Origin of the sequence: Methanolacinia petrolearia DSM 11571 (assembly GCF_000147875.1) — an archaeon.
In the GTDB taxonomy this organism is placed as follows: domain Archaea; phylum Halobacteriota; class Methanomicrobia; order Methanomicrobiales; family Methanomicrobiaceae; genus Methanolacinia; species Methanolacinia petrolearia.
The window spans coordinates 2,029,373-2,056,001 of record NC_014507.1 but is presented as its reverse complement, the minus strand read 5'-3'; the positions used below and the strand labels follow the sequence as shown (position 1 = coordinate 2,056,001).

Genomic DNA, 26,629 nt, shown 5'->3' with positions numbered 1-26,629 from the left:
ATAAAAGTGCGAGGGATGGGATTCGAACCCACGAACATCTACATGACTGGATCTTAAGTCTCTTACATCCACTTGGCACAGGTTTCACTTAAAACCCATGTCGTGGAGGTGTAACTAATGGACTCATACTTTGAAAAGCTGCCATCTATCGACGAGGCCAATATAAAATATCTTGAAAGCTATGTAAAGCATCTCGAATTAAAGCAGTTATCTGAACAGACAATTCAGACAAAGGTCTGGAGGAACTACAATTTCCTTATCTCAAACGGATTCAAGGATTCAAAGCAGGTTACTCAAGATGATGTTGAGAATTATTTTATCAAGCGTAGAAAAGAGTGCAGCCAGGTTACCGTGAACGGAGAGATCCTTGAGATCAAACTATTCTTCAGATGGCTTGTCGGAAAAGAAACTGAAGAGGCACTGTTTGAAAATGTAAAGATAAAGCGTGTCCGATCAAGTCTTCCAACCGACCAGCTCCTAACCAGATATGATATTGAAAAACTCGTGAATGCCTGCGACCGGCAGAGGGACCGGGCAATAATAATGTTACTTTGGGATACCGGGGCCCGCATCGGAGAAATAGTATCGCTTAATATCGGGCACATAGAGTTTGACAGGTACGGCGCAGTGGTTATTGTAAAGGGGAAGACAGGGATGAGGAGGCTTAGGCTGATATCCTCTGTTCCGGATCTCCAGGCATGGATTAATGTACACCCCTTAAGAGATCGATCGGATGCACCTTTATTCACTACATTCACCAGATATGGGAACGGGAACAAAAGGCTCAATCATCATACTATTCAGAACATGCTGAAGAGAGTAGCACAAAGGGCGAACGTCCACAAAAGGATTCATCCTCATGCCATCCGTCATGCAAGATTAACGGATCTTGTGAAGAACGAAGGCGGGAAGCGTGGACTTTCCGAGATGGAGCTCCGTGTCTTTGCCGGATGGGAGAAAAATTCCAATATGCCGGAGGTTTATGTTCACTTGTCGGGCGGCGATATCGAGAGGAAGATGCTTGAGAACGCCGGTCTCATTGACGAGGATCAGAAACAGGAAAAAACTCTTGAGCCTGTTATTTGTCCCCGGTGTAAAACAAGTAATCCAAGTTCGGCCCTCTATTGTACAAATTGTTCGATGGTGCTCAACCAGGAAGGGGCAATCGATGTTGAAGAGTCAATAAATGAAGCAAAAGGGAGTGACGACTATAGTATGCTTCTTGAAAAACTGAAAAAGGATCTTGGGATTGCTTGATATATTGTATCAGTTTGTAGAGGATATTCTCATTCCAGCTCCTCTAATAAGTCAAAGAGGTCTATAGCCTCGTTCATGAGTTGTGCTTGTAGATATTCATAACATTCATTTTCAAACCAATTCATTACTTCATCACTAAATTTGCCTTCATTTACAATGTCCTTAAGTTCCAATGTGTATAGGTAATTGGAACGTGAGAAGTATATCCCAATTCTTTCAATTGTTTCATTCAGAAAAATTTTGGTGGATTCTGGCATATCATAGGAACCAAAGTTTTCATTGAAAAAACTAAGAATTTCAGGTTTTATACAATTTTTCATGTATTTTTGGCCTAAATTATGAAGGAGGACATATCCTAATAATTGATAAAAATGAGATTTAGAAAAATCAGGATTTTTTGTTGTTTTAATATCGATGAGAGTGTTATCAATGTATAGATCCGCGTCTGCCCCCCTGATGAGATAGGATGCTAATCCAAATGTTGGGTTTAGAATGCAAATTCTATTGTCTTTGAGTAATCCTTCTGGTACTCCACTGATTAGATTATCAAGATCTTCAATATCCTTAGAATCTATTTTAAAATCAAGTTCTTCATATGTATATCCAGCTCTATAAATTGAATCAAGTTTAGTAAGATCTAAAGAGCATTTAATCAATTTCTCTGTAACAATCTTTTTTTTCAGAAAAGAGCGATATACCTTCTCAACTTTTGCTAAGCGTTTTTCGATTCTTTCCTTTTCTTTTAGATCTTCTTCAGAATTTAAATCATAAAGTGAATTATAAGCAACCCAGGGTTGAGTAATAACGTTTTCATTTTCTGCTTCAATCTTAAATCTCAACAGATAGTCGAATGCAGTGCCTATTTCAAAATAATTATCCGTTTGGGGTTCATTTGTAACCTTTAAATTAAATTGAGGAAAATTGCTCTTTTCATCTGTATAATACTCTGCGATTTTTTTCACTAAAACTGCTTGTTTTTTATAATACTCCGTGTCATTTTGATTTTTTCTAATTATATCATAATCTAAACTGCTTCCCATTGCAACCTTTAATTCTTCCCTAAAAAAAGGGTGTAAATTAAAAAAGTAATGGATATTCTTCGGTTTTCTGATTATCAGCTGTTTATTAGGATAAAACTGAAGTTTATATTTATAATAATCAATTTCATGTTTCTTTAATAGATGATTAATCTCTTTTTTTGATAGATGATTGATAATCGATATAAAATCTGAATTGGAGCAGTAAAAACAGCATAAGTGGCTTAAATATTTGTAATTTGTTAAAAACTCAATTAAATCTTCAAATGCTGAAATAGATTTTTCTCTTCCATCACTGTCACAAATATACTCCACTTTTCCATCATTGACAAGTATTGAAAAACCCATAATTTTCCTGTTGGAAAATTTATACAATTTCTTGTCAATTTTTATCGGATCACAAAATTCAGAAGCAAAAAATTCTTTTATTTGTTCTTGCTTCACAAAATGTGTAAGAGACATTGATTTACCCCAATGTATTATTGTAGCCTGTTGCTGTCCAAATAATTTGTGTAGATTATACTCCTCTAAACTATGGACCAGATAAATTGAATCGGTTGGAATTTATAAAACCGCCCGAATGCCTCTCCTGAATAACCGCCCAAACAGCCGTGCGAATCCGCTCCTCAAACCTTTTCGTCGCTCCCCTGCACGGCACTGTAAATCTCCTCTTGCAAACGCGGGTCTCCGTCAAACGGGTAAGCCGGTCGCTCTGATGAGCGACAGCCATACTCCGTTTGCCGTTTTACCCCCGCATTCAGTCGGTCGCGGTTGAGCACCGGCTGAGGTAGATCGAAATGACTACAAAACAGATAAGGAACGGGGCGGCTTCCCCGCAAAAGTTAGCCGCCCTGAAAGCTCGCGTTGAGCTAAGTATCGATTTTGACCAGAAGACATATCAGCTTTTCGCTGACGTGCTCGCGGAGGTGGACTGAAATGTCCCGGATGAGCGACGCAATCCCTCTGTATGCACTTGAAGACATTGCACTCCTCGATGAGCGTGCGGTCGAGCTTGAACGAAGGGCACACTCAATGCTCTACGAGGCCGAAGACCTCCGCCGACGGGGAGAGTGCATCCGCGAGCACTACCGCGACGAGGTCGAGAAGCACGGATACGATGAATGTGTCCGCCGGGCCCAGGCTGATGACAACTGTTACACCGCAAGGGTAAGGGGTGTTTGCTGATGGTAAATGTCTATGAGATGGTCCGGGAAAGGATCATCTCTTCTCTTTCCTCGGGGACGATCCCCTGGCATCAGTCGTGGAAGAACCTGTCGCCGTGCAATCTCCTGACGGGAAGGCCCTACCGGGGCATAAACCGCCTTTTGCTCTCCGGTCATGAATGGTGGGGGACGTACCGGCAGATCAAGCAGCTCGGCGGGTATGTCCGGAAAGGCGAGAAGGCATCCGGACTTGTTGTCTTCTGGTCCTTCGAAGAGGCAAGGCCGATTGTGAACGACCAGGGCGACGAGGTCCTTGTGATGTCTCAGCGGGAAAAGCCGCTTGTCAGGTATTACTGGGTCTTCAACCTCTCGCAGTGCGAAGGGATCAAGAAGGAAGAGGTCGGCGAGGTCCGGGCGATCACGTCCTGCGACGAAGTGATCGAAAGGAACTGCCCGAAGGTCACCCCGGGACCGCCGGCATATCTCCCGGCTGCGGATATCATCCACATGCCCGAGATGGAGCGGTTCGAATCTCCGGAAGAATACTACTCGACCTACTTCCATGAACTGACTCACTGGACCGGTCATGAATCCCGCCTGAAGCGACCGGGAATAACCGGGCCGATCCGGTTCGGGAGCGAGAAGTACAGCCGCGAGGAGCTGACGGCGGAGATGGGTTCTGCCTTCCTGTGTGCGATGACCGGGATCGATATGCCCGTCATCGATAACCAGGCTGCCTATGTCGCAGGGTGGCTCCGTCACATCAGGAACGGCACGGCCGTCGATGTCATCCGGGCCGCGGGGGATGCGCAGCGGGCGGCCGACTTCCTCACTGGGGGCGGGGAGGAATGAATTCCTTTTTTTTGTACCGGCCGGGATTGCTCGCTCTCGCACTAACTCTTCGAGTAAGTGCTTCGCATGAAACAAGTTCATGCTCAATGCCGGAACCCATCCGGCTTCCGGCGAGCTTCGCAACACCGGCCTTGTTTTTTCCGGTTGAGCTGGTTTGTATAACGCCCGCAGGAACCTCGACTTTTTGTCTCGGCCCCTGCCGGCTGTGTGTGGTGGCCCGCCGCTTCGCGAAATTCTTCGAATATCGCTTGCGGCTATCAGTAAAAAATGAATAGCGATGATCCAAAAAAATTAGTCCAATTTTTTATCATCATCCGAAAACACATCTATTTCAATAGAATATGCATCTTTCATTTTTTCAGAATTTGAGTAACGTTGAAATTCCTCAGTATATATCGCCAAAGATAGATATATTAAGGCAGAACGTGTTAATTTTAAAAGTTTCAATGTTTTGCTAATGAAAGTATTATAATTCAATGAGTATGCTAATCTATCTTCACCATACATACTGAAGTCAGCACCACAGTTTATTGGATAATAATCCGAATGAATTTTCAAATATTTATGCTCTAAAGAATTTCGAATGTTTTTCAGTTCTTCTGATTCGGGTTCTATTGATTCTTTAAAATCCTCTATGAAGAAATCCTGATTTAACCAAAATAATCCTCTTAATGGTAAATTTTCTTTTTTATAAAGATCACCTCTAATCTCTAATGGCTTATTTCCTTTCTGTTTTTTATACCATATAGATTTAAAATTAGTTTCTTTTTCCTTTAATCCTAGTCTAAAATAGTAATTTATAAAAAAGGCAATTTTATCAAATAAAGAATATGCCATACGATATGCAATCTTTATTTTTTCGATTTTCAATCCATATCTTGGAAAATCTCCTGTATTAAATAACATTACTTCAAAATCTGAAAAATGGAGTTCTCTTTGAGTAATTCCTTCATAAAATAAGTATCGTGCAGATACAAATTCCTGCTTCATTTGATTATAAAATCCTTGGTAATATGGTCCCTCGTCGATTTTGGTAAAGATTGACGGGGTTAGTAAGACATCTCTTGCAGCGATTGAATTTGGTCCAAGATCATTCAATGGATTCAGGAATAATCTATTATTTAATACCCAATTCCTATAATCAATCTCATCCTGAGAATTTCCTAATTCATAAGAGTTTAAATCAAAATTTTCAGCCAATAATTCTTTAGAACATCCCTTTTCTAAAATGTTGATAGTATTCTGGAAATTTTTTTTGGCTTGGGGATAGGGATCTCCTTCTATTGCCTTTTTCAGCATTTTATATGATAAATTTAAAAAATATGCTTTATGGCCTTCATCGTAAAGATATCTAGAATATTTAAATAAATTATTCCCTTTAGCCCCATTAGCCATAGAAAAGTTTGGGTTGATCTCTAAAACCTTGTCATAATATTCTATAGCTTCAATAATCCTACCTATTTGTGAGAGAGCATTTCCATAATTAGTCAGAATTTCACATCTGCGAGAATCTGAAACTTTTGTATTATCCCCTAAAAATCCATATCTGAAAGAATATCTGATATTGGTTATTACTTTTTTTATTTCTGGTTGATCCCAATCCCAACGGCTTTTTATACATGTACTTTTAAATTCCTCTAAATCTGCCCAAAGGTTTGCAATATAGTAGTGTAACTCAGATTTATTTTCTTCATTCATTTCGCGATTTAACAATTCTTCTGAGAAATCTAATGCATGAAGCAATCCCTCAAGTTTGTCTAAAAAATGTGAAGTATCTATTAATGTTCCAAAAATATTTAAAGAAGTTTTGTCGTCTAATTCACTTAGAGAATCCAGATTTAAATATTTTTCATTTAATTCTATCATATCTTCGCGTGATAGCCTTTTCATGACAGGACCCTATTACTTTTTTTATCTCTCCAAAAATTCCAAATGCAATACGCCTGAATGAGAAACATAATCAAGATACCAATTACAAGGGCCCTATAGACAAAGACAAGCATGTAGTAATTTTCAGGAATTTCTGTTAGGTGCAATAAAACCAGACAGAGAAGTGTGATCATTATTAACCGGAGAATCCATTCAAGTGGATAAAAGAGTTCTCTGATTTCCTGATGAGTGACCATTATTGATTCTTAATTCTGAATTATGATAACAATTTTTGTTCTGTGGTCCAAAAGTAAATATTGTCCTGATATTTCTTATCAAACCAAAAGAGCCGCGTTCTCGACATAAGGAAAGAAAAATACCGTAAGCAGAAGAGCGACAACGAATATGATAACCGCTGCAACTGCCAGCGGCAGGGTGTAATGCTTCATCACCGTCGTGATGTCATCGCCCGTGGTTCTCTGCACAAGCCAGAAGTACGGATCGGTCAGATATGAGATAAAGCACGTTCCGGCCGAGACCATGAGTATCAGCGGAACCGGGTGAAGTGTTTCTGCAAGCCCGGCGGTGGCAATTATTTCAGACGAGATCACCGCGGTCACTACCCTGGACCCCTGAACGGTTGCAAAAACTGCCGCGATTATGAACGGAACCAGAATGTCGGGAAGTACAGGGATCATCGAATCCATTATGCCGTTCGCTATACCCGAACCTACTATCACCTTCCCTACCGCTCCCGCGGAACAGAAATCAAACAGGATCAACCCTGCAAATTTAGCACCTTTTGAAAAGCTTTTCATCCTGATATCAGGAGGAGCAAGTGCAAGGGCGGTTATCATTCCGGCAAGCATTATGAATTGCGTGAGGATCAGGTGAGACAGCTGCAAAAGAAAAAGTCCCACGGGTATCGCTGCAAACATTACGATAAAAGGGGCCCATGCACGGATCTTTCTACCGGCAGGAACCTTCTCTTCCGGCAGCACGGATTCAACCGTTTCTCTTTTTGTCTTCCGGTACAGGAAACCGGAGAGCAGCAGAATGATTACGAGAATCCCGAAAGAGAGAGGGATTGTTATTGCATCAAAATTAAAGACCGGATAATCAGGCGCAAGACCGGTCAGGAGAGGTATCGTTGCAGGGGTAGGAAATATCAGGACATATGATATGATGCTGCCTACCGCTACGAGATAGAGTGGCCTATTTGATCCGGGAGTTTTGTCACCCGGTTTTTTCATCGCCGGGGCGATCATCAGGTAAGTGGTGATACAGCATGTCGTCGGGATCGAGAGGATGTAGCCGATAATTCCGGCGTTCACACCGCGATCTTTTATGCCGAATCGCAATCCGGAGATTATTATATCCAGCAAACTCTGGTCGGACAGTAACCTCACGATGACGATGCCGGACAGTATGATAACTGCAAACGAAGAGAAGATATTCCCCATCCCTTCTATCGCCCACGTAAGAACCTGTTCGAATCCGAATCCCGCAAGAAGGCCCAGGAATACAGCTCCTGAAAATAAGAATACAAATGTCGGCACCTTTCGCGAGAATGCAAGAACTGTTATGAATGCCAGAGTGAGGATCAAAACCAGAACAGGGTCCATTGAAAGATAATTGGAAGAGAAGCATATTTAGATTTCGATTTTTAAAGAACAGGCATCTTCATCCTGAATGTTGCATAACCGATTGCCATCATTATGAAAAGTATTCTGGTGCTGTTTGAAATCTCAAAGTAGTCTCAATAAAATAGAGATCCAACAATTTCATATTTAGAAATTTTGATTTTGCGGTTATGCAACGTGATGTCCGATAATAAGGAGTTTATTAAAAATAATTTTTTAGATATATGGATAAGGCTGAGTTGTAGGCTCACTAGTAACAAACAATTCCATATGACTGGTATATTGCGATGCACCAGACAAAATCATCTTTTTCCCTTTGGTTGATAGTGCATAAATTGGCTTGCACCTTCTTGTAGTAAAAATCGATTCCGGGCCTACAACTTCATTTATCTCCTTTGAGGCACAACTCCAGACGAGATCGGCCTGAGTAAGAATTTGTGCTTCTTTTTTAGAAATTGCTCCTGTACAAATTGATAAAATTGAGATATTGCATCCATTTTCCAATTCCTTAATTTTAGGAATAAGATCAATATCGTTTTCAGCTACTGTAACTGCAATATTGCGATATCCATTTTCAATTGCTTTTTGAACTCCATACAGAGGATTAATAATTGCATTTTCTTTATCAACAACAATTGTACCCAAATCTTCCAGTCGGCTAATTATTTCAGGTATCGGGCTTGTTTTTATCATTCCTGACATCCATCCCCCAACACCCTGGACAACCTTTGGCTTGTCACTAATAATTGTTCCTGCGCCATCGCAAACCAAAACGGCAGCATCTATTATACCCTCATTCAGAGCGCAAAAAAGTAATTCCGATGCACCAAAAGAAAAAATTAAATTGTCGCTTTCCAGTATTCTGTCGGGTTGGAAGAGTTTTCCAAGTTCCATTCTTCTTTCGATTATCTCTTTTATAATCGGTTCATTTAGTTCACCAGAGATGTTTAATACACGTTGCCATGTCGGACAAGACTTAATCTTTGGTTTCGAAATAACCGTTACTTCTCCATCGGATATTTGAATTCTACCTTTTGCGACCTCGATTATATGATCATTTTTATCCATAAAGCACCTCCATTGTTTCAACTTTCAAATTTTACGCTTAGAGATGAAATCTCTAATATTTCAGGATTGTCAATGACAACGTGTTCATTTCCTTTTTCTTTAACAGTTCCAATTTCATAAGCCGGGACATTATACTTATTTAATGAATGAATAATTTCATCCAAATTTTCCTCTGAAACTGACATTAATAACCCTCCGGCAGTCTCGGCTGATTTTCCTTCTTCAAGACCATGTTCAAAAAGAGCCGATAGTTCTAAAGTTCCAGAAATAATTGGAATTAAATCAATATTCAAAGATACGTTGCTTTTTCTAGCAATATTCAATCCATGCCCGTATAGTCCAAAACCCGTGACATCTGTCAAGGCATTTGCACCAACTTCATTAATTGCTTTAGCGGCGTTGAGATTTGATGTAGTCATACATTCTATTGCTAAATTTACAGCATTAGCTACAATATCCGAATCTAATGTGGATTGAATAATTGAAGAATATTCACTGGATAAACGTGTGGATGCCATTGCAGGTTGTATCCCCAGAGGTTTTGTCAATAGCAAAACATCTCCGGGTTGTGCTCCGGAATGGTAAACTATTTTGTCCGGCGAAGATATTGCAGTTACAGCTCCTCCAATAAAAGGCCAGGGATTTATTATCGTGTGGCCTCCAACAATGGATGTGCCTATGCTGTTACAAAAATCCTGAAATCCTTTGAGCATCATTCTTGCGTTTTCTAGAGGTAATTCACGAGGAATACCTAATAATGCCAAAACGCCAACAATTTCGGTTGCTCCCATTGCATAAACGTCATTTGTTGCATTACAAGCTGCAATTTTGCCTTGAATATACGGATCGTCTACAATTGGAGTGAAAAAATCTGTCGTTTTTATAATTGCAAGGTCATCATTGATCTTTATGACAGCAGCGTCATCACCAGGACATAAGATTTCTGGAGAATAACTAATGTTTATATCTTCTAACAAAGTTTCCAATTCGGTTTCAGGAAGTTTACAAGAGCATCCAAACAAAGGTGCAATACTAGTTAATTTTCTTTTTTCGATATCGCTCATTTAATCCCCTCCCTTTTTGATTAATATAAATATTTTTGAATCCTCTTCCGTTACGTTTGAAACCAAATCGTTCTCACGGTTTACGAATCTGATGATGTTATCCTTTGAAGGAGGGTAATCTACGACAACTAATAATTCCTCTCCTGATGCCATAGATCTAAGCATTTTTTTGGTTTCCAGAACTGGTATAGGACAGCTTTTCCCAGTAACATCTAAAGTTTTTACCATCGATAAAACTCCTAGAAGAATATTGTTTTCTCGCTTTGAACGACAAAATCTACTAAATCATGAATTGTTGCCATTTGAATTCCTTCTAAAAGGCATTCCTGTGTTAAACCGCGAGCCTTGCAGCAGGGTCCACAGGCTTTTATATTTGCACCATTTTCATAGGCTTCAACAAGAAGGTTTTCGTGAGAAGGGTAATCTGAAGGAGCCTGATCTTTTATTCCTAAATAAACTCCATTCTCAATTAAAAAAATATTTACTTCCATTTCTTCTATGAGAGCAGCTACAGTAAATCTCAATGCTGAAAATGGTCTCTCATTGCCATAGGGTGCGTCTCCTATGACTACGGTTATTCTTTGATTTACACTCATTTTTTCCTCCGGGCAATGGAGGTTTAATGATTCAAAAAATGAAATTGTAGAGGTAAATCTCTATAAAACATTAATCATAACTGCCCCCTATGCCACAATTTTTGGTTTGGAGTTATTATATAAATTATTTTTTTTGATGAAAATTAACTAGATTGATTAAGCTTAAACACTTAAATGAGATCTCAAAGTATTGTTCATAAAATAATTTGTTCTCCTTATTTTATATGGAATTTCTTATAGCACTATCTCTTAAAAAAAGCCCGAATTGCCCTTTTTTCGATCCACACAGAAGCCTCAGAATGGACTATTTCAGGTTCAGACAGGGTAAACACCGTCTGAGAAATTTGAGGGGCTCTGCGGGCCCATGTGGAAAACGGTAAATCAGCCTTTAATCCTAAAAATATCCGAAAATATGCCGCCTTCCAGAACAACTCCTCAACCAGGTAAAATCCGATCTCAAAAAAACCTAAAATATGCCCCAAATAAGCTTATTTTCCCCGGAAAGGGAGTTGAAAAGAGTCTCCCTCCCCGGTGTTCGAAATTCTGTTCAGGCAAGAGCGGCCACAGTGTCGGCCCAGGTCTCGACAACGGTCAGGATGGAGTCGTCCTCGTAAGAACTGATCCTGACTTTGTCGCGACTGAAGGTGACATAGTAGGTCTCGCTGTTTGCGTCATGGCACTTGAGCTGGCAGGAATAAGTATCGCTTTCTGCATCGCGGACGGGATCACCGCCAACGGCAACGGCAAGATCCGCGTCTGCGAGGATTGCGCCGGCAGCACTGTTCATTGAAGAAGCAGTGGGACACTTGACGGAAAGAGTCCCGACCTTCTCTGCCGCATTATCCTCGAAGACGATCTTCGCGGTATAACTCTCGCGGTTGACCTCGACCCCGTCATGCGACACACCGCTCTGAGTGTAAGCAGTGCAGCCGAAGGGGTTGTCATTGATCACCGACTGGATGATACTCTGGAAAGTTGCAACGTCTGCGATGGAGGCTGCAAGCTCACGAGTGGCCGACTTGGTGTTGGTAGTTTCGATGAAATCTGCCATTCGTTTTTTCTCCTGCCTGCCTTTTCCCCGGGTACTGGAACAGGCATTTAATTACTCGATCTTTTGGGTAATTAGCGTGACTGTATCAGATAGTTGATACAGTTCGATTTATCCCTGTTTCTGCCGAATTTATCCGCAGGAGTGAACGAACGCACAATGAAAGAAGAGAAGAGTAACAGGGACATGATCGTCGAGACGAACCGGGACGTGAAGTGGATCTGCAGGACGCTTGAGGAGATGAAGGAGTCTATCGGAGACCATGAGAACCGCATCCGCGACCTCGAAGGTTTTAAGTCGGAGTCGGCAGGTCGCGAGCGGCAGATCTCCGCCGGTGTCGGGGCCGGTGCGGGGGGTCTTGTTGCTGTGCTGATGAAGTTTTTGCAATGACGAATTTCTTTGAGGATGTCTTCAATCATTGAAGTCATGAATTAAATAAAAAATATTGTGCTCTATATTAAATCCTCCTGGTGAAAACACGCTCAGCGCGGGATGTAAAACATAACAATAACCCCCGAAAGAGCAATTAGTGCCCCTATGATTTCATACCTGTCAGGATTTTTCTTATCGACAATTGCACCCCATAACAAAGATGAAACAATAAAAATACCTCCATATGCAGCATAAACCCTGCCGAAATGTGCATCCTGTAAGGTTGGAATGATTCCATAAATTGCAAGTGTTATCGCTCCCATCAATCCAAAAAATGCACCTTTGTTTTCCCTTAGCCATAACCAGACCAGATATCCGCCTCCGATTTCCAAAAGTGCGGCAAGGAAAAAAAGTATCAGGGATATTCCTGCGTTCATTGTAATGATTCCTCCTTTCTCGGCCAGTAATAGATAATTGAAACCCCGATTAGGATTATTAAAGCACCAATTAAATCGTAACTATCAGGAAGAGTTTTATCAAAGATCCAACCCCATAAAAGCGACATTACAACAAAAATGCCTCCATAAGTCGCATATATTCTATGAAAATGGGAGGGTTGGAAAGTGGGTACGATTCCATATAAAAACAGGACTATCGCTCCTAAAAATGCAAAAATCAAACTTCCGTTTTCCCTTAACCATATCCAGATGAGGTATCCCCCGCCAATTTCAAAAACGCCGGCAAGGATGAAAAGAAGAATCGTATAAATAAAGCACTTTTTTCCGGACATAATACTTGGATTGATAGTATTCTTCATCAAATTCATGTATTTATTCAGATGTAATTAACGTGTCTTTCCTGTTATCTCTCATCATTCGGGATATACAATGGCCCGGTTATGAAAGTATGAATAAACAAAAATGAGTAATTTGATACTTTCCACTTTCACGCCACTCAGAATTCAGGCTTATAACGCATCATAAAAATTCATAATAATGAAGAGAAACTTGCTAATGGGGGACCAGACTCTCTTCAGGGACCCCGATATTTTTGAGATAGATCATGTACCGGAGCAGTTTAATTTCAGAGATACGCAGCTCAGCGAACTGGCCTATGCCATCCGGCCGGCGATGGCCGGGGGCCGACCGTTCAACTCAGTTCTCCGGGGCCTTCCCGGAACGGGGAAGACGACCTCGGTCCGGGTGCTCTTCTCCGAGATCGAACAGACGACAAAGCGGGTCCTGCCTGTATATATCAACTGCAAGAACGACCGGACACGGGTTTCGATCTTCGGTTCAATATTCAACCGGATCTTTGGGCATTATCCGCCGACCACCGGGATTGCGTTCCGGAAGGTCTACAATGAGATAGGAAATTACCTTTCGGATTCGCGGACGGTTGCAGTCGTATGTCTCGATGATGTGAATTATCTGATGTATGAAAACAGGCTGAATGATATTCTCTATGTACTGCTCCGTCTTTACGAAGAATTTCCGGGTGCAAGACTCGGAGTGATTGCGGCCGTGAGCAACATGGAGATCGACCTTATGACCAAAGTCGATTCTGCGGTCTGGTCGGTCTTCAGGCCCGTTGATATTTATTTTCCTGCTTACGGCTACGAGGAGGTCCGCGAGATCCTTTCCCGGAGAGTACGCTGCGGTCTTTATCCGGGGGCGATGTCAGGTGAGGTCCTGGATCTTATTACTCAAAGAACGGTTACAGCGGGGGATCTCCGTGTCGGCCTTACGATAATAAAAGAATCTGTTGCAAATGCTGAGAAGGCGGCAAGGAAGGAAGTCCTTGCAGAGGATGTATCGACATCTGTCTCTGCGAAGGATATCCGGTTACGGGATGCAATCGGGGGCTTGTCTCCGGAGGAGAAAAAATTCCTGGCGGTCCTGGCTGAAGTGGTTCGTGACAGTGAAGAGCTGCCGACCTCCGGAGCTCTCTATGAAGTTTTAAATAAAAGGCTTTCAACGGGGCCTGCCAACTTTTACAAACGGCTGAATAAGCTGGAGTCGATGGAGATTATTTCCCTGACGCCTCTCCAGGGGAGAGGGCAGACGAGGGAGATTTCATTGAGGTATGAGGTTGAGGAGGTGTTGAAGGTTTTGTGAAAATATTAAGCCCAAAATTAATTTTTATATATTACGGGTTCTCTCGTAACCTCATCGAAAGCACTTGTGACTCCTTGTAAATGGATCGCAAATGGATCGAAATTTGATATCGTAAGCAAGGCGTAAAAATGGTTTTGATAAGATTTTGATGAATATTTTATGAGTTTTTGAAAAGTATTTTATAAATTTTTCAAGGTGCAATTGGATCGCAAATGGATCGTAAATGGGTCGCAAACCGATCACGGTTATTGCTTATATTTGCGGTTGTGTAATCCGTATAATACAGATCAGATCTTATTTATCTCGTATGGGAGACAAAGCAAAACTTCCAAAAAAACCTCTAAGCAGACCTCCGGTAAATCCTCGGCCTGTAGGTAAAGAAAATGGGACGGCTATTATTAAAAAAGCAAAGGGAGACGGTCACGTAAACCCTGAGGTAATATCCAAATGACTGAAGAAGAATTATCTGATGAGCAAAAAGAAGATCTATATGAAAGGACATCAATAATCATTGAAGAAGCCAAGATATTTTTTACTTAGCACATTTTAGAGTTCAGGGCAACTTTCCTCATGAACTTCACTATTATTTACATTATATTATTTCATTTTACCAATGTCCTTAGTCACAGGCTTAGTTTATTTGTGACATAATTCTCTATTCATATTTATTCATTAATAATAGAGATCCCCTGGTGGTGTGATCGTAATTGACGTTCATTGGTTCTAAAATTTCATTGACATTCAAACTGTTATAAAAAAAATAATATCTTTTGAATATAATTACTTTGTATGGGAATAAAAGGGAATAATCCCCTAAAATCTGTTTATAAATTTGGTTCCTGTTTATCTAAATGTTTAAGAAAAGACGGTGATGTTGAAGATCCTGATGAAATCAGTTCTGAGGAAGAAGAAGAAATATACTCAATATTTGAAAAAAATGATCTATTTGAAAGAACTTCGCTAATTCTTGAAGAAGCAAGAATTCAGTTTGATAGGTTTGGTTTGAATATAAATTTAATAAATTCAAAAATTATTGCATCTTTTCAGATATTTCTTGTATTGGTAACTATACAAACGACTGTCTTTTTATATTTTTTAGGGACTAGAGAAATGCTGGATAGTAGCTATTACGTTTTCGGTTGGTTTTTAATTTTTTCTATATTAACATTTGTTATTTTTTTATTCCTTCTATTACCAAAGGAATACAAATATCCATCGGTGTTTGGAGAGGAAAGGCGTGAAAAGTTATCAAGAGTTGAGAAATATCAGATAGTTTCTGATTTTTTGTATCACACAATAGATTCCTATGATTCCAATCGAAAAACATATTCTATATTAAAAGATGGATATGTAATTACATTATTTTTAATTTTATTAAACTTGATTATTTTTGGAATTTTAATACTTTCATTATTAGAATTGGATATTGTGACCTTTTCCAAATTGATCATTAATACCTTTTTTTAATTTATATTCTGACTTTTTTTTATATACTATGAACTATAACACAATATCATGGGAAAAGATAAAAGTCCCTCTAAAAATTCTCCTCCTCCTGTTACTGCTAAACCGGTAAGTCCAGGAACGGTAAAAGTAAAGAACAGTGCTCAAGTCCCCAAGGGGAGAAAATTGGGATAATCTGTATTACAATTATTCTAAACTTTTTTTTAATCATAATTCGTAGTTCTTATTATGGCTGATGATAAAAAAGGGAAAAAATCAGAAAATGGGAAGAAAACTCCTATTAAAATTAAGCCTTTGAGTAAAAATGGGACCGAAAAACGGTGTTTGTCTGCTCACACCCCTGAGGGGAAAAAACCAAAATAAAACCCTTAATCTTCTTAACCCTCCTCCCTCAAAAGCTTCCCAAAACATCCCTCACAGAAATTCGTCCTCAAATCATTCAAAGATAAAAGGCCCTACTTTTCCCGCAGAGATCGCACTTCCCAGGCTCTTGAGTCACTCTTTTTAAATCGTGGTGATCGAGGAGAGCGGTATGAAGTTATGAAGGTTTTATGAATGTACTCTTTAGATTTTCAACAGGGGAAATTGTTTCCTGCCATTTTTGAGATTATCTTATCTTTTCGGCAATTAAGCGTTTGTTTTGTGGGTCTATTATGATTTTGACCTGCTCTCCTTCTTCAAATGGAAAGTTTGAATCCGTAGCTAATGCAGAGGGTATCGTTAGATACTTCGTTTTTGCATTTCCCTGAGATACAACGCGCCCATTTCCTACGACGGTCATACAGTATATTTTGCATGGTAAATTATATATGCCAGCGGCTCAATACTGTAATACATACTGTAAAATATGCTGTATATGGGGGGACAAAAAATGTTCATATCAAATGTTGGATATATCGAAGAGATCGGCGACGGCCCCAGGTGGTGGTGATGGAGTCTATTCCCTCGATTATTGATCCGGATAAAAAACTTCTCTACGAATCTCTAAAATCGTCAATAGCGGAAGTTGCTCAAAACCGTGCCGAGTGGGAAGCTTTGTCCAGAATAGAGGTTCTAAGGGAGATGGCAACTGAGGAGGCTCTTCTTGCGGGTCTCGCCGTCGAGAGTTATGATTTGGCAGTTGCGCTTATGAAAGGGATGAAAGAAGACCACATTCAGGAGGGGGTTTAGGCTGATATTATAACTTCAGCCTATTTCTCGCACCAGTGGTGCGATTTTTTCAGAGCCACGGTAAGTCTCATAAAAATTTTTTATTCTCCGGAGATTCGAAACTGAAGGGGCGATTATAAATCCAGAAGATCTCTCAAAAGTTCCTTTATGCAGTTTAGATCACTTTCGGATAAGACCCCGGCTTTTCTAAGAAATCTGTCTTCATCGAGTGATAAAACCTGAAAACACATTGCAAAACTTAAACTCAAAAGGCCGTTTTGGGAGTCGGGTTCAACCATATGTGTATGGGGGAAATTAGCGGCATTTTCCGATGTAGTAAAAGGGACAACCGTATGCATCCCATAAGATTTGGCAAGAACGACTGCCGGGCGGGTCCCCGACTGTTCGTGCCCGCGACTGTTTTCGAGTTCAATGAACCAGACTTCGCCGGGTTCCTGAAATATCATTCCTAATGCCTCATGGATTTAATAGATGCCCGCTGCATCGGCCCGGTCTCTTTTTTAAGCCACTCAAGATCTTTTTCAGTTGGTTCGAATAAAAATTCCTTTGCCTTTGAAATACCCTTTGCAATCTGTGTGTCCCGATAAAATCCCTTTGTCTCTTTTATAATACGGAATGCTTCTACGGACGACCTGTTCGTTTTCTCAACAATATAGGCATATGTTGCACCGATCTCAAGAAGAGGAGCGTTCTTCTGGAAGAGATTATCAAGAGTATTTACCATCGCTTTCTCTTCATCCGATAATGAAGCACCTGAACTCAGGCTTTTAAACTCCTGTTTGTGATCGTAATAATCTTTGGTGAATGCCGGAGAGTAAGAGCCGCGGACATACATTCCATAAGGATAATTCAGGTTCATACCCTTTAACTGGAGAAGGCATATCGTCTTCTGGCCTATTATTTTATCCTCGAATTCATCGCAGTCTAAGGAAAAATCCATCTCCTCAAACACAGCAATCGCTTTTTTCCAGTCTCCCATTTTATTCACCCTCACAGACAAGCATATCGAACCAGTTTTTTATTTTATTCCACTCTTCAAGTCCCGCGGGAGTAAGTACATACAATTCAAGATTTTCTTTTGATTCAAATCTGACCTTTTCCATCCGCAGGTAACCCATTTCTACAAGCGCATTTAAATTTGAATATGTCGAGCCGTCACTTCCGATATTAAGGCCGTTTTTTATCTGCCTTGCTGTTGCTCCGTCTTCGCCGAGTTCTGATAACGCCCACAGGATTTTTATCCGGCTAAGTGAAAATAACTTGGAATTCAAATTTCCTGACTCATTAACAATTTCCAAAAATTTTTCTTTCATTTTACCGCACACCGCATCAACAGGTATTTGTTTGTTGATCATAATTACGACTTGAAGTTTAAATTAATTTCTGGAGAGAAATTATCAATGTGATTATCGAGGCAGTTTTTTTAAAATGTGCGGTTCACCTCACCCCTTCTTTCTTCAAATCCTCTCTCAACAGCCTCCCGAAACATCTCTCGCAGATATTCGTCCTCAGCTCCTTCGAAGAAAAAACGGCCTTGCCCTCTCCGCAGAGATCACACTTCCCGAGCTCCTTGTTCACTCTTTCAAAATCGCGGTGGTCGAGAACACCAGGGAGTGGCCGGACCTTTGCAGCACTTTTCCCGCTGTGGAGGGTTTTGCAGCAGTCTTGCAATCCTAAAGACGGAATATCCTTTGATAGTTTAGTAAACGCATGATAATTATTGTCCCGATTGATTTTGTTTGCAGCACCGCCGGATTCACAGCAAGAGTCACAGTTTGAAGGAGACACACTCCCTTCCTTCTGTGTTCCTGCGGATGTACGCAAAATACTATCTGTACATGTACTAGTACATACATTATCATCTTCTTTTGATGATCCGGATAAAATTTCGGATTTTTGATCTTTGCAGCAACCTTTGCGTACCTGCTGTAAATCTGCTGCAATGCTGCAAAGGTCGGCGGGAGAATCGGGGGAGTCATTCTCCCCGTCATCGTCGTCATTATCTCCACCGTCAAAAGGTTCGTCGAGCCAGACATCCCCGCCTCCGATCCATGCCTTATACATCTCGATATCGAAGGTGTAATGGTTCTCGCGCCTCCGGACACAATAGCCGTCCTCGTCGAGCGTCACAGTCGTATCGATACAGGTCAGGGCCGGGCACTTTTCAAGAAGGCCCGCATAACTCGTTCCGCGTGAGTTGTAACCGTGAAACATCCGGTATGTCTGGTAATACGAAAGGCCGGTCAGCTCCTGGATATGGCGGACGGAGAAAGATATCATACCAGCCTTTGCAACGGCCGAAAGTGCGGCCGCTTCATTCCTCGTGAGCTTGGTTTCCTGTCCTCCGGTGTCCCCGTTAATTCTGGTGTAAAGGTTCTTTCCGGAATCGAAATCTTCCTTCTGTGCGATGATGCTGCCGTCTTCATCTTTCTTCCTCTGGCAGAAGTTCAGCCTGGCATGGCACTTGATGAGGTCGAAGAGCATCGCCGGGTTCCGCCTGTTGGACGAGGCAAGGAACTGGATGCGGGTCGCAAACGGGATCGCAACATTCAGGGAGTCTTCCTTGAGGATATCCCACATGGCCCGGCAGGTTTCGGCTGCGGATTCGTCCGGTTTGATCTCACCGGCCTCGACCTTCTTCATGTGCTCAAGGACGGCCCGGTCTTCGTCGGCGGAGTCGTCGATCCAGACGGTGAGCATGCGGTTCATCACCTGGTCGTCGCCGATGTTCTCGACCTTCGCGAGCCACCAGACGCACCGATCGGGGATCTTGCAGACCCGGAGCTGCCGGTCGGTGGTGAGAGTCCGGTGCTCGATCTGCTCCCGGAAGTTTGCGGTCGCCGACTTGAGGAGCTCCTGGATGTCTTCGGACATTGTCACGTCGTCGAAGAGCAGCACGGTTCCGGGTCGCAGGTTTTCATGATAGAAGAGGGCCTTGTTCGAGACTGTTCCCTTCAGTCGATATGCCGGTGGGATGAGGTTGAGCATCGTGCTGCAGGCGTGTGTCTTTCCCTTGCCGGAGTTTCCGGAGATCGAGACGTGCAGGCCCTTCGTGTTCAGGACCGACTGTGAGACGACCGACATTATCAGGCATTCGGCGACGATCCGGTCCCCGACATGCTCGATGTTGAACGTGTCAAGCATGAAGGCGATCGGGTCGCCGGTCCGTAGGATCTCAATGGCCTTTGTTCTCTCCGGTGACTCTTCGTTCTCCGGGGAAGAGGGGGCCGGCGGTTCCGATCTTTTCTTCGCCCGTTCCTTTTTGCCTTTCTTTATCTCGTGCATCGCCCGGAGTTCGGCCCATCTCTGTTTCCCGCCGCCGCAGGAATTGTGGTGGCAGCCGGCATAGATCGCGCCGTTGTCGAACTGTATCGCGAAGGCCCCGTCCTTGTGGGCGGAGGAGAAAGGGCAGTCTTCGAGGACGAAGAGTGTCCCGCCCTGCCAGGGCCTTTCGCTTGCAACCGCGATCCCGTGATCGGAGAGCCACCGGGAGAGATTGATTGCTTTTTCTCCGTTCTTCGCCGACGGCTTCGGTTGGTCTTTCGGGAGAAGGGTTGCAAGCCTCCGGAGGTTTTCGGCCGGGACTGTTTCAATCTCCTCCGGGGCTTCGATGATCTTTGCCATCCGGTGCGGCCGGTCGGGAGTGTTGTCGCCCTTACAGGAAATTGTTCCGTAGAGTTTCCATATCCGGGCCGCGTTGTAGTTCGCTGCATCGACAGTCACGGTATCGTCAGAGAAGAGGGCGTCAAGCGTGGTCAGGCAGTCTTTGATCAGGGCGGTTGCGTCGTCTTCGTTCGGGAGGTCGATTGAATAAAGAAGATGGGCCCCGTTCCCTGAGTCGGCGAGGACCGGCCGGGGGAACCCGATGGTTTCCAGAAATCCGGCGATCTTCTCCGCCTTCGAAATGGCTGCTTCGTGTTCCTCGTCGGTCGATGAAACCCCGCTCGGCCGGACTGGGTCGAGGTCCACCGGGAGCCACCGCCGGCGGATGATATCGGCGTCGGCAGTCGTTGCGTCCTTTCGCCCGAGCTTCATCTTCACGCGGTTGGCCCTCCGCGAGAGAAGCGCCGGGTTGACTTCGTTGAGGGTGACATATACGCCGTGAACATCGGAGATGCGGTTTATCCGGTCTGCCTTCTCAGCGAGTGCGGCGTAGTCGTCGAAGTATCCGCTGTGAGTGTTGTAATCGGCAAGAGCCCGGAGCTCGACAACTCCTCCCGCGGGAAAAAGAATGGAGAGGGCCTTTTCAATCTCTCCGGTCATTTTCTTCCCTCTGGTGAATCGTATTCCAGGGGGAAGAGTGGTGCGGACACCGCCTCTCCCCTTGCAACTCTCTGCAGGGAGATGAGCGGGAGGATGTAGTGGCCGTTTGTGGTGAAGAAGGTCACCGCCTTTCCTCCGGCATTCATCGCAGCGTGGCCCTCGATGGATAGTAAACTCTCGGTGATCCCTCCCTCTCCGGTTCTGCAAACCGATTTCGAGATCGGGACTACTCGGCCGTAGAAGATGAGGCTCTTCACGTCTTCTGTCGTGATAAAGAGACGCATGCCTCCAGCCTCGATCCGGAGCGAGTCGTCACCGCATATGCTGATCTTTCCGGGCTCAGGATTCATCGGCCCTTTCCTCCTTTGCGGAAGCGGTCAGCCTGAGAAGATAGTTGTGGCCGCGTGTTCTCCGTATATTAACTTCGATGATCGAATCTCCGAATTCGTGGATCTCCTGTGAGAGTGTCTGCGGCAGGAGATAGAGGGGGACGGGCCCGGCCGCTTTGCTTAAGTTTTCAGAGGTAGAAGAGTTGTTGGCAGTTCCCGTCGAATTTGTGTTCCCGCACGATTTGTTTTGGGGGCTGCCGTCTATCTGTTCTGAGCTTGACATGTTTCGCCTCCGGGCGTATTGTCGATGAGTTTTGCTTTTCCTTCGGCGATCCATTTCTCCCAGACTAGCTTTGCTATGGGATCGTAGATGTGATCGAGTGTCTGTTTATTGATTTCTTTCATGTTTGTTCCTGGTGCGATTTTAGCACCAGAACAGGATAGGAATGAGCGTGTTATAAAGTTGAAGAGTGCCAAGTGGAAGAAAAAATAAGAAAGAGGATTTGTTAGATGCGAGGGATGGGATTCGAACCCATGGACTCCTGCGAGAACGGATCTTAAGTCCGCCGGTTTTGGCCTGGCTTACCTACCCTCGCAAAAAAATGCAGAATAAAATAGTTGTTGAAATTTAATAAAGAGTCGCTTTTTATATATTTGGGATTTCTGATTATCAATAAAAAATTAAATCCAGTGCCTTTATAGTGTATAAGATCTTAAGTCCAGCGCCTTTGGCCAAGCTCGGCAACCCTCGCCAATAATATTTTTACACTTTTCCCGGGTTTAGAAAGGACGGAGCCCTTCGATCAGCAACCCTCGCAAAAAAATGCAGAATAAAATAGTTGTTTAGAATTAATAAAGAATCGTATTACGTAAAATTGAATTTTATAAATTGTAAGTGGGAAGGTGTTTTTAATATTGCTTTGGAGCTACATGGGTGACCACAGGTCGCCTTAGGTTTCGAAAGGGGGGAGTCCTTCGGTCAGTACCCTTCGTTGCAATTCCTTTAAAAAAAAGTTTTTAGTAGAGTATGCTCACGTTAGTGATCCTGGCGGTCCCTTGTGGTTTATAGCGTAGGATGCACCAATTGGGGGCTTGACTTCGATCGTGAACGCTTCATTCGGTGTAACTTTTGCACTATCAAGATTTGCATAGATTGTAAACTGCTCCTGATTTTCAAGAAGCGCTCCGCCATCTCCCGATTCGTTGTTCTGGATGTCGATGATATACCAAGTGTCGCCCGAATATGTGCTATTAAATACTACATTTGATGAACTGCTGTTGATATTTGTGTCCCTCTCAAGATCAACGATCTTTGATGAATTCGTGGATACCATGTTTGTCTGGGCAAAGTCAACCGAGCTTCCTCCGGCAGTCAGACCGACGACAAACTGGACTCCTTTAATCACACTAGTACTTGTGTCTCCCCCACCCCTAGACGTCGCCGAGAACTTCAAGACTTGATGATGCCATGTCGACACTTGAATAAACGGTTTCCTGTGCCTTCTGTGTTGTGAAGAAACCTGCTCCGAGCACTACATATGAGAATACTACCGCTACAACGACAAATGCAATAAGGACAATTGCAGCCTCAAGACCGGTAAATCATTCTTCTGATTTAAACATCTTCATTATCGTCATCTCCTCAGTACAAGGTGTTTACGCCTGTAATTCTTGCAGGTGCCGACCTCTCGATTGCATATGCTGTGCCTACCGCGGGGCGGATCTGAATCTCAAAGTCCTGATTTGTATCGATTGCTTCTATCGGGTTGACAAGGATTGTAAACTGCTCCTGGCTTTCAAGAAGCAGGTCGCTGCTGTCGTTGTTTGCCATCCTGATAACGCCCCAACATCCCACTGCAGTATCTACAGTAGTATAGTCTGTAAGACCTGTAGTGTTTACGTTGTCCAGCCTGAAGACAATGTTTTTGTCACTGTATGTCAGTGTAGTCTGTGAGAAATCTATTGCTGATCCGCCTGCTGTAAGGCCTACTGTAAATCTGACCAAATCAATATAAGTAGAGCTTGAACCACTGTCTCCAATCCCATAAACATCTCCAAGTATCTCGATACTCGAACTTGCCTGATCGACACTGGTATAGACAACTTCCTGTGCCTTCTGTGTTGTGAAGAAACCGGCTCCGAGCACTACGTATGAGAATACTGCTGCTACAACGACGAATGCGATAAGGACAATTGCAGCCTCAAGACCTGTGAATGCTTCTTCTTTATTTAATTTCATCTTTTTTCTCCAACAAAGAATGAATAAATTTTTTTGCTTTTTGTCAAGCAATACCATCGGATCACTACAATGTTAATTATTAGACTTTTGAGTATGATACTTAATTAAATTTTTATGTTGCTTATATTCGCTAGAAACAATTTTGATAAATAGAATGTTTTTTTGGTGCTTTTTATTTCAGAGATGTGACAAAAATCATAACTGACGCAAAATTGATTACAATTATTAATGTAATATTCTGCTTCATTCCAGCTCTACTCCAGTTCTAAGGCCGCCTGTAACCGGAGAGAATAACTTACCGGAAAATGAAATTCAATATCGCTATTATCATTGAATTTGATCTTTGGTGAAAACTCTTTAACCTGCTTTTAAATTGCATTCGGGTTCAGGAAAAATCAGACCAAAAACAGATACGCAATAATCGAAAATATAAACGCAAGAACGACGATGGTTGCACCCAGAGGCGCAATAAAAGTCAGCATTGTGTTGACAGTGCTTGCAAGCTGGGAGATCCTCTGGGAACCGAATACCACAACCCCTTCGCACCACGCCGTGGTCGCACCTGCCCTGGCAGGTGAAAGGTCTTCTATAGCTGCCTCAACTGCCGAAAGCACATGAGGAAGTATCTCTTCTGCGTTGATCCTGTAGCCAACAGGATTCTTCCCGCTCATTGTATTAACCACGTGCGTATCTGTAGTCATCAGTTCGCATTCATCCACGATATCGAGAATTCTATTCCTGATCTTCTCCCTGACTCCTTTTTCGATGTTGTTTCCGTCAAAGAGTATGTATGCTGTCGTTTGGTTATCTGTCCTTACTGCAAGAACCTGCATCCCGAGATCGCCGAATCCCTCTTCTCTTGAGAATGGCATTTCGTAATGACAGTAGCCGATCTCAAATTCCAGCATATGATTCTCTTTCTTTGTCTCTTCCATCGCGGTAACAGAGGCGTTAATATACTCATAGGCAAGCCTGGATGCAGGCATTATCGGACTAGTAACGTCCACCATGCAGTTGTGCCCGTCTATGAATCCCACATCCTGGAAGAGTCTGTGGCCTTCCGACATGATCGAGAGGCCGATCGAGTAATCAAGATCCTCGGTCATCTCAGGGGATCTCGTCGTAACAAGGAGGATGGAATCACCGAACTGCTGGGCGAGAACCTGAACCGATTTATATTCGTATCTCTGTGATTTGCCCGCATAAGGACTGTAATCGATCTCATCCCGCGTTTTATTTACAGCTGATACAATCTTTTTAATCTCGTCCTCCGAGACAAGGTTGAAATCATGTGTCGCACATCCGTGAGGAACCATGGTATCTTCGTCGAAAGAGTGGCAGAGAATCTTCGGGAGGTTCCCGCCGCCGATCTCCCCCATTGGTCCGGGATGGAGGTTGGGTATGGTAACCATGACATCCTTTTTTCCTTCCCTGCTGAAAAAGAAAGACGTCTGCGGAACAAATACCTCTTCACCGATATCGCGGAAAAAGTCCTCAAGTGCTTTCGACCCGTCGGTATTGTGCGCAATAAACGCATTTATGAAGTTCAGGGCACTTATATGGAAATTTTTCTTCAGCGGCCTTTCTATGAGCCACAGGAAGAGGAAGACGCTGATCCCGAACAGGATGTGTATGAATATTGCGAACAGGAGAAAATCCGTCCCGAAATAGTATGTTCCCGCCGCCATCGCCGCCAGACTCTGTACTGATGCCGGAAGGAGCATCCTTGAGATCCTGTAATCTGCAATAGCTACGAGAACAATCAGGCGTATGGCAAAGATCAATCCAAGTGATACGGAGTAAAGAAGCGGGAATATGCCTTCAAATATCAAAAGTATGGGAAAGAGACTGACCAGTATTGAAAACACTGTACATGCAAGGGCGAGAAGCGCCGATCTGTTAAGTGTAATTCTTTTTCCCCATATCGCGACAAGGGGAATTGTAAGTATAAATGCCAGTAATGCCGGGAGGAAGTAACCGAAAAATCCGAAAAGCTGGATCTCATGACTTTTTAAAAAACTTACCGCATCAATGGCAAATGCCATAATAAAAATAAACAGGAGCGATCTCTGCCATGATGGTGCAATGAAAAGATATCTGCTTAGACCTTCTATCTTAGTATCACCAGACTGCGCCAACCCTACCAAATCCTGTTTTTATTATTCCGGTCTTCTGTTATCTATCATTCGGTTTCCGGTTCTTTAAGCCTGCCGAAATTTTCATTGTACCTTGCAGACATGGTCTTCCAGTCCGGAAGATTTGTCTGGCATCCAATTACCTCTACGGTGAAGGAAGCCGATACGGTTCCTATTTTGCAGGCTGTAAGAATATCATATCCTTTCTGGTAAGCCGTCAGGAAACCTGCCCTGTATGCATCACCTGCACCCGTCGGATCTGCGAGTGTCACCGGCACCACTGGAATTTTATGTACGCTGCCTTCGGCATGAATCTCGCTACCGTCTCCGGACATTGTGATTATAGAGACAGGGATCCGGCCGATAAGCTCGTCTTCCTGCACACCGAGCATTTTGGTCATCCTTCTGACCTCATGATGGTTTGCAAAGAGAATGTCTATGTTTTCTATGATCGCTTCGAGCTGCTCTTTAGAGTAGTTGATAAGATCCTGGCCCGGATCGAATGAAGAAAAACCTGCCTTCTCAGCAACTTTCACATTGTATCCGGGGTCCGCCGTTGCCATATGGACGAAGTCGAGCGCCGGTGGTTCCGATTCGGCAAAAGCCCTCGATGCACCCCATTCGAAGAAGGTCATCTGGTCTCCTTTCTCGTCGTTGAACAGAAAACAGGTTGCGGTTCTCTTGCCGTCGACTACGATGAATCTCTTTCCGACCCCGAGGGAGGTCAGCCAACTGTCGTAATCGCTTCCTTCGAATTCGTCGCCCACCGCACTCAGGAGTTCGCATTCACCGCCAAGCTTTGCGATACCTGCGGCGATATTGGCCGCCCCGCCGCCATAGTATACCTTATGGTCGGTTACAGGTACGGAACCGTGCCTTTCCGGGAAGACCGGAACCTTGCAGATATGATCTATCGCTGTGTGGCCGACGACCGTGATCATGG

General features: G+C 43.2%; 31 protein-coding genes, 1 tRNA gene and 1 pseudogene. 10 read left to right on the top strand and 23 right to left on the bottom strand.

Annotated features, from left to right (window positions below):
• The first annotated feature begins 117 nt into the window (after positions 1-117).
• Positions 118-1,257: a tyrosine-type recombinase/integrase gene (locus MPET_RS10325; RefSeq protein ID WP_013329970.1), complete on the top strand. Its 1,140-nt coding sequence runs from the start codon at positions 118-120 to the stop codon at positions 1,255-1,257.
• A gap of 29 nt (positions 1,258-1,286) precedes the next feature.
• On the opposite strand, the gene MPET_RS10320 is transcribed toward MPET_RS10325, so the two are convergent.
• Positions 1,287-2,756 carry a hypothetical protein gene (locus MPET_RS10320; RefSeq protein ID WP_048130823.1) on the bottom strand — a complete coding sequence of 490 codons (1,470 nt, stop codon included), beginning with the start codon at positions 2,754-2,756 and terminating at the stop codon, positions 1,287-1,289.
• A 474-nt stretch (positions 2,757-3,230) separates the two neighbouring features.
• Between MPET_RS10320 and MPET_RS10315 the strand changes: the two genes are divergently transcribed.
• Together MPET_RS10315 and MPET_RS10310 are read left to right on the top strand one after the other, a co-directional pair.
• On the top strand, positions 3,231-3,479 hold the full coding sequence (locus MPET_RS10315; RefSeq protein ID WP_013329968.1) for a hypothetical protein: 249 nt from the start codon (positions 3,231-3,233) through the stop codon (positions 3,477-3,479).
• Entirely contained in the window at positions 3,479-4,309 is an 831-nt protein-coding gene (locus MPET_RS10310) for an ArdC family protein (protein WP_013329967.1), read from the top strand. Before MPET_RS10315 ends, MPET_RS10310 begins: the two co-directional genes overlap by 1 nt.
• A 291-nt stretch (positions 4,310-4,600) precedes the next feature.
• Here MPET_RS10310 and MPET_RS10305 read toward each other — a convergent pair whose 3' ends face one another.
• From MPET_RS10305 to MPET_RS10265, 7 genes are all read right to left on the bottom strand, one after another.
• Entirely contained in the window at positions 4,601-6,175 is a 1,575-nt protein-coding gene (locus tag MPET_RS10305; protein ID WP_187287553.1) for an LA2681 family HEPN domain-containing protein, read from the bottom strand.
• A 338-nt stretch (positions 6,176-6,513) separates the two neighbouring features.
• Positions 6,514-7,803, bottom strand: a complete 1,290-nt coding sequence (locus MPET_RS10295) for a GntP family permease (RefSeq protein ID WP_013329964.1) — start codon at positions 7,801-7,803, stop codon at positions 6,514-6,516.
• A 234-nt stretch (positions 7,804-8,037) separates the two neighbouring features.
• Positions 8,038-8,889 (bottom strand): methanogenesis marker 8 protein, encoded by an 852-nt coding sequence (locus MPET_RS10290; protein WP_013329963.1) that lies wholly within the window; start codon positions 8,887-8,889, stop codon positions 8,038-8,040.
• Between the two features lie 17 nt (positions 8,890-8,906).
• The gene (selD, locus tag MPET_RS10285) at positions 8,907-9,953 is read right to left on the bottom strand and encodes a selenide, water dikinase SelD (protein WP_013329962.1); all 1,047 of its coding nucleotides are present in this window, start codon (positions 9,951-9,953) and stop codon (positions 8,907-8,909) included.
• Positions 9,954-10,181 carry a sulfurtransferase TusA family protein gene (locus tag MPET_RS14870; protein WP_013329961.1) on the bottom strand — a complete coding sequence of 76 codons (228 nt, stop codon included), beginning with the start codon at positions 10,179-10,181 and terminating at the stop codon, positions 9,954-9,956.
• Positions 10,182-10,192: 11 nt separating this feature from the next.
• A complete protein-coding gene (locus MPET_RS10275; protein ID WP_013329960.1) occupies positions 10,193-10,549 on the bottom strand; it encodes a DsrE/DsrF/TusD sulfur relay family protein in 357 nt (118 codons plus the stop codon).
• Positions 10,550-11,096: 547 nt separating this feature from the next.
• Positions 11,097-11,600 carry a hypothetical protein gene (locus MPET_RS10265; RefSeq protein ID WP_013329959.1) on the bottom strand — a complete coding sequence of 168 codons (504 nt, stop codon included), beginning with the start codon at positions 11,598-11,600 and terminating at the stop codon, positions 11,097-11,099.
• Positions 11,601-11,756: 156 nt separating this feature from the next.
• Here MPET_RS10265 and MPET_RS10260 point away from each other — a divergent pair, with 156 nt between their 5' ends.
• On the top strand, positions 11,757-11,987 hold the full coding sequence (locus tag MPET_RS10260) for a hypothetical protein (protein WP_013329958.1): 231 nt from the start codon (positions 11,757-11,759) through the stop codon (positions 11,985-11,987).
• Positions 11,988-12,079: 92 nt separating this feature from the next.
• On the opposite strand, the gene MPET_RS10255 is transcribed toward MPET_RS10260, so the two are convergent.
• Both MPET_RS10255 and MPET_RS10250 read right to left on the bottom strand, forming a co-directional pair.
• Positions 12,080-12,406 carry a YnfA family protein gene (locus tag MPET_RS10255; RefSeq protein WP_013329957.1) on the bottom strand — a complete coding sequence of 109 codons (327 nt, stop codon included), beginning with the start codon at positions 12,404-12,406 and terminating at the stop codon, positions 12,080-12,082.
• Positions 12,403-12,759, bottom strand: a complete 357-nt coding sequence (locus MPET_RS10250) for a YnfA family protein (protein WP_048131103.1) — start codon at positions 12,757-12,759, stop codon at positions 12,403-12,405. The genes MPET_RS10255 and MPET_RS10250 overlap by 4 nt, the downstream gene beginning before the upstream one ends.
• Before the next feature lie 205 nt (positions 12,760-12,964).
• On the opposite strand from MPET_RS10250, the gene MPET_RS10245 reads away from it, so the two are divergent.
• The 5 genes from MPET_RS10245 to MPET_RS15605 all read left to right on the top strand — a co-directional run bounded on the left by MPET_RS10245 (position 12,965) and on the right by MPET_RS15605 (position 15,913).
• Complete coding sequence (locus tag MPET_RS10245; protein ID WP_013329955.1) at positions 12,965-14,086, top strand: ORC1-type DNA replication protein; 1,122 nt, start codon at positions 12,965-12,967, stop codon at positions 14,084-14,086.
• A gap of 307 nt (positions 14,087-14,393) precedes the next feature.
• A complete protein-coding gene (locus tag MPET_RS15360) occupies positions 14,394-14,537 on the top strand; it encodes a hypothetical protein (protein WP_187287552.1) in 144 nt (47 codons plus the stop codon).
• 338 nt (positions 14,538-14,875) lie between these two features.
• Positions 14,876-15,553, top strand: coding sequence for a hypothetical protein (locus tag MPET_RS10240; protein WP_013329954.1), 678 nt, complete (start codon positions 14,876-14,878; stop codon positions 15,551-15,553).
• Between the two features lie 48 nt (positions 15,554-15,601).
• Complete coding sequence (locus MPET_RS15610; RefSeq protein ID WP_263640438.1) at positions 15,602-15,724, top strand: hypothetical protein; 123 nt, start codon at positions 15,602-15,604, stop codon at positions 15,722-15,724.
• Between the two features lie 54 nt (positions 15,725-15,778).
• A complete protein-coding gene (locus tag MPET_RS15605; RefSeq protein WP_263640437.1) occupies positions 15,779-15,913 on the top strand; it encodes a hypothetical protein in 135 nt (44 codons plus the stop codon).
• Between the two features lie 244 nt (positions 15,914-16,157).
• Here MPET_RS15605 and MPET_RS15355 read toward each other — a convergent pair whose 3' ends face one another.
• Complete coding sequence (locus tag MPET_RS15355; RefSeq protein ID WP_013329952.1) at positions 16,158-16,331, bottom strand: hypothetical protein; 174 nt, start codon at positions 16,329-16,331, stop codon at positions 16,158-16,160.
• 149 nt (positions 16,332-16,480) lie between these two features.
• On the opposite strand from MPET_RS15355, the gene MPET_RS10235 reads away from it, so the two are divergent.
• Complete coding sequence (locus MPET_RS10235) at positions 16,481-16,720, top strand: hypothetical protein (protein WP_013329951.1); 240 nt, start codon at positions 16,481-16,483, stop codon at positions 16,718-16,720.
• A 113-nt stretch (positions 16,721-16,833) separates the two neighbouring features.
• Here the strand turns inward: MPET_RS10235 and MPET_RS10230 are convergent, their stop codons facing one another.
• From MPET_RS10230 to MPET_RS10180, 12 genes and pseudogenes are all read right to left on the bottom strand, one after another.
• A complete protein-coding gene (locus tag MPET_RS10230; protein WP_013329950.1) occupies positions 16,834-17,166 on the bottom strand; it encodes a type II toxin-antitoxin system PemK/MazF family toxin in 333 nt (110 codons plus the stop codon).
• A gap of 2 nt (positions 17,167-17,168) precedes the next feature.
• Positions 17,169-17,699: a hypothetical protein gene (locus tag MPET_RS10225; RefSeq protein ID WP_013329949.1), complete on the bottom strand. Its 531-nt coding sequence runs from the start codon at positions 17,697-17,699 to the stop codon at positions 17,169-17,171.
• Position 17,700: 1 nt separating this feature from the next.
• Positions 17,701-18,033, bottom strand: coding sequence for a transcriptional regulator (locus MPET_RS10220; protein WP_048130821.1), 333 nt, complete (start codon positions 18,031-18,033; stop codon positions 17,701-17,703).
• A 124-nt stretch (positions 18,034-18,157) separates the two neighbouring features.
• Positions 18,158-20,983, bottom strand: a complete 2,826-nt coding sequence (locus tag MPET_RS10215) for a hypothetical protein (RefSeq protein WP_013329947.1) — start codon at positions 20,981-20,983, stop codon at positions 18,158-18,160.
• Complete coding sequence (locus MPET_RS10210; RefSeq protein ID WP_013329946.1) at positions 20,980-21,333, bottom strand: hypothetical protein; 354 nt, start codon at positions 21,331-21,333, stop codon at positions 20,980-20,982. The genes MPET_RS10215 and MPET_RS10210 overlap by 4 nt, the downstream gene beginning before the upstream one ends.
• Positions 21,323-21,595 (bottom strand): hypothetical protein, encoded by a 273-nt coding sequence (locus MPET_RS10205; protein ID WP_013329945.1) that lies wholly within the window; start codon positions 21,593-21,595, stop codon positions 21,323-21,325. The genes MPET_RS10210 and MPET_RS10205 overlap by 11 nt, the downstream gene beginning before the upstream one ends.
• 228 nt (positions 21,596-21,823) lie before the next feature.
• Positions 21,824-21,908, bottom strand: a tRNA-Leu gene (locus MPET_RS10200).
• 435 nt (positions 21,909-22,343) lie between these two features.
• On the bottom strand, positions 22,344-22,718 hold the full coding sequence (locus MPET_RS10195) for a hypothetical protein (protein ID WP_263640436.1): 375 nt from the start codon (positions 22,716-22,718) through the stop codon (positions 22,344-22,346).
• Positions 22,719-22,743: 25 nt separating this feature from the next.
• Positions 22,744-22,902, bottom strand: a pseudogene (locus MPET_RS15600) (flagellin); the annotation flags it as partial.
• Positions 22,903-22,954: 52 nt separating this feature from the next.
• Positions 22,955-23,551 carry an archaellin/type IV pilin N-terminal domain-containing protein gene (locus tag MPET_RS10190; RefSeq protein WP_013329943.1) on the bottom strand — a complete coding sequence of 199 codons (597 nt, stop codon included), beginning with the start codon at positions 23,549-23,551 and terminating at the stop codon, positions 22,955-22,957.
• Between the two features lie 395 nt (positions 23,552-23,946).
• Positions 23,947-25,689, bottom strand: a complete 1,743-nt coding sequence (locus tag MPET_RS10185; RefSeq protein WP_013329942.1) for a DUF2070 family protein — start codon at positions 25,687-25,689, stop codon at positions 23,947-23,949.
• A 44-nt stretch (positions 25,690-25,733) separates the two neighbouring features.
• The gene (locus MPET_RS10180; RefSeq protein WP_013329941.1) at positions 25,734-26,627 is read right to left on the bottom strand and encodes a carbohydrate kinase family protein; all 894 of its coding nucleotides are present in this window, start codon (positions 26,625-26,627) and stop codon (positions 25,734-25,736) included.
• Positions 26,628-26,629: the final 2 nt, after the last annotated feature.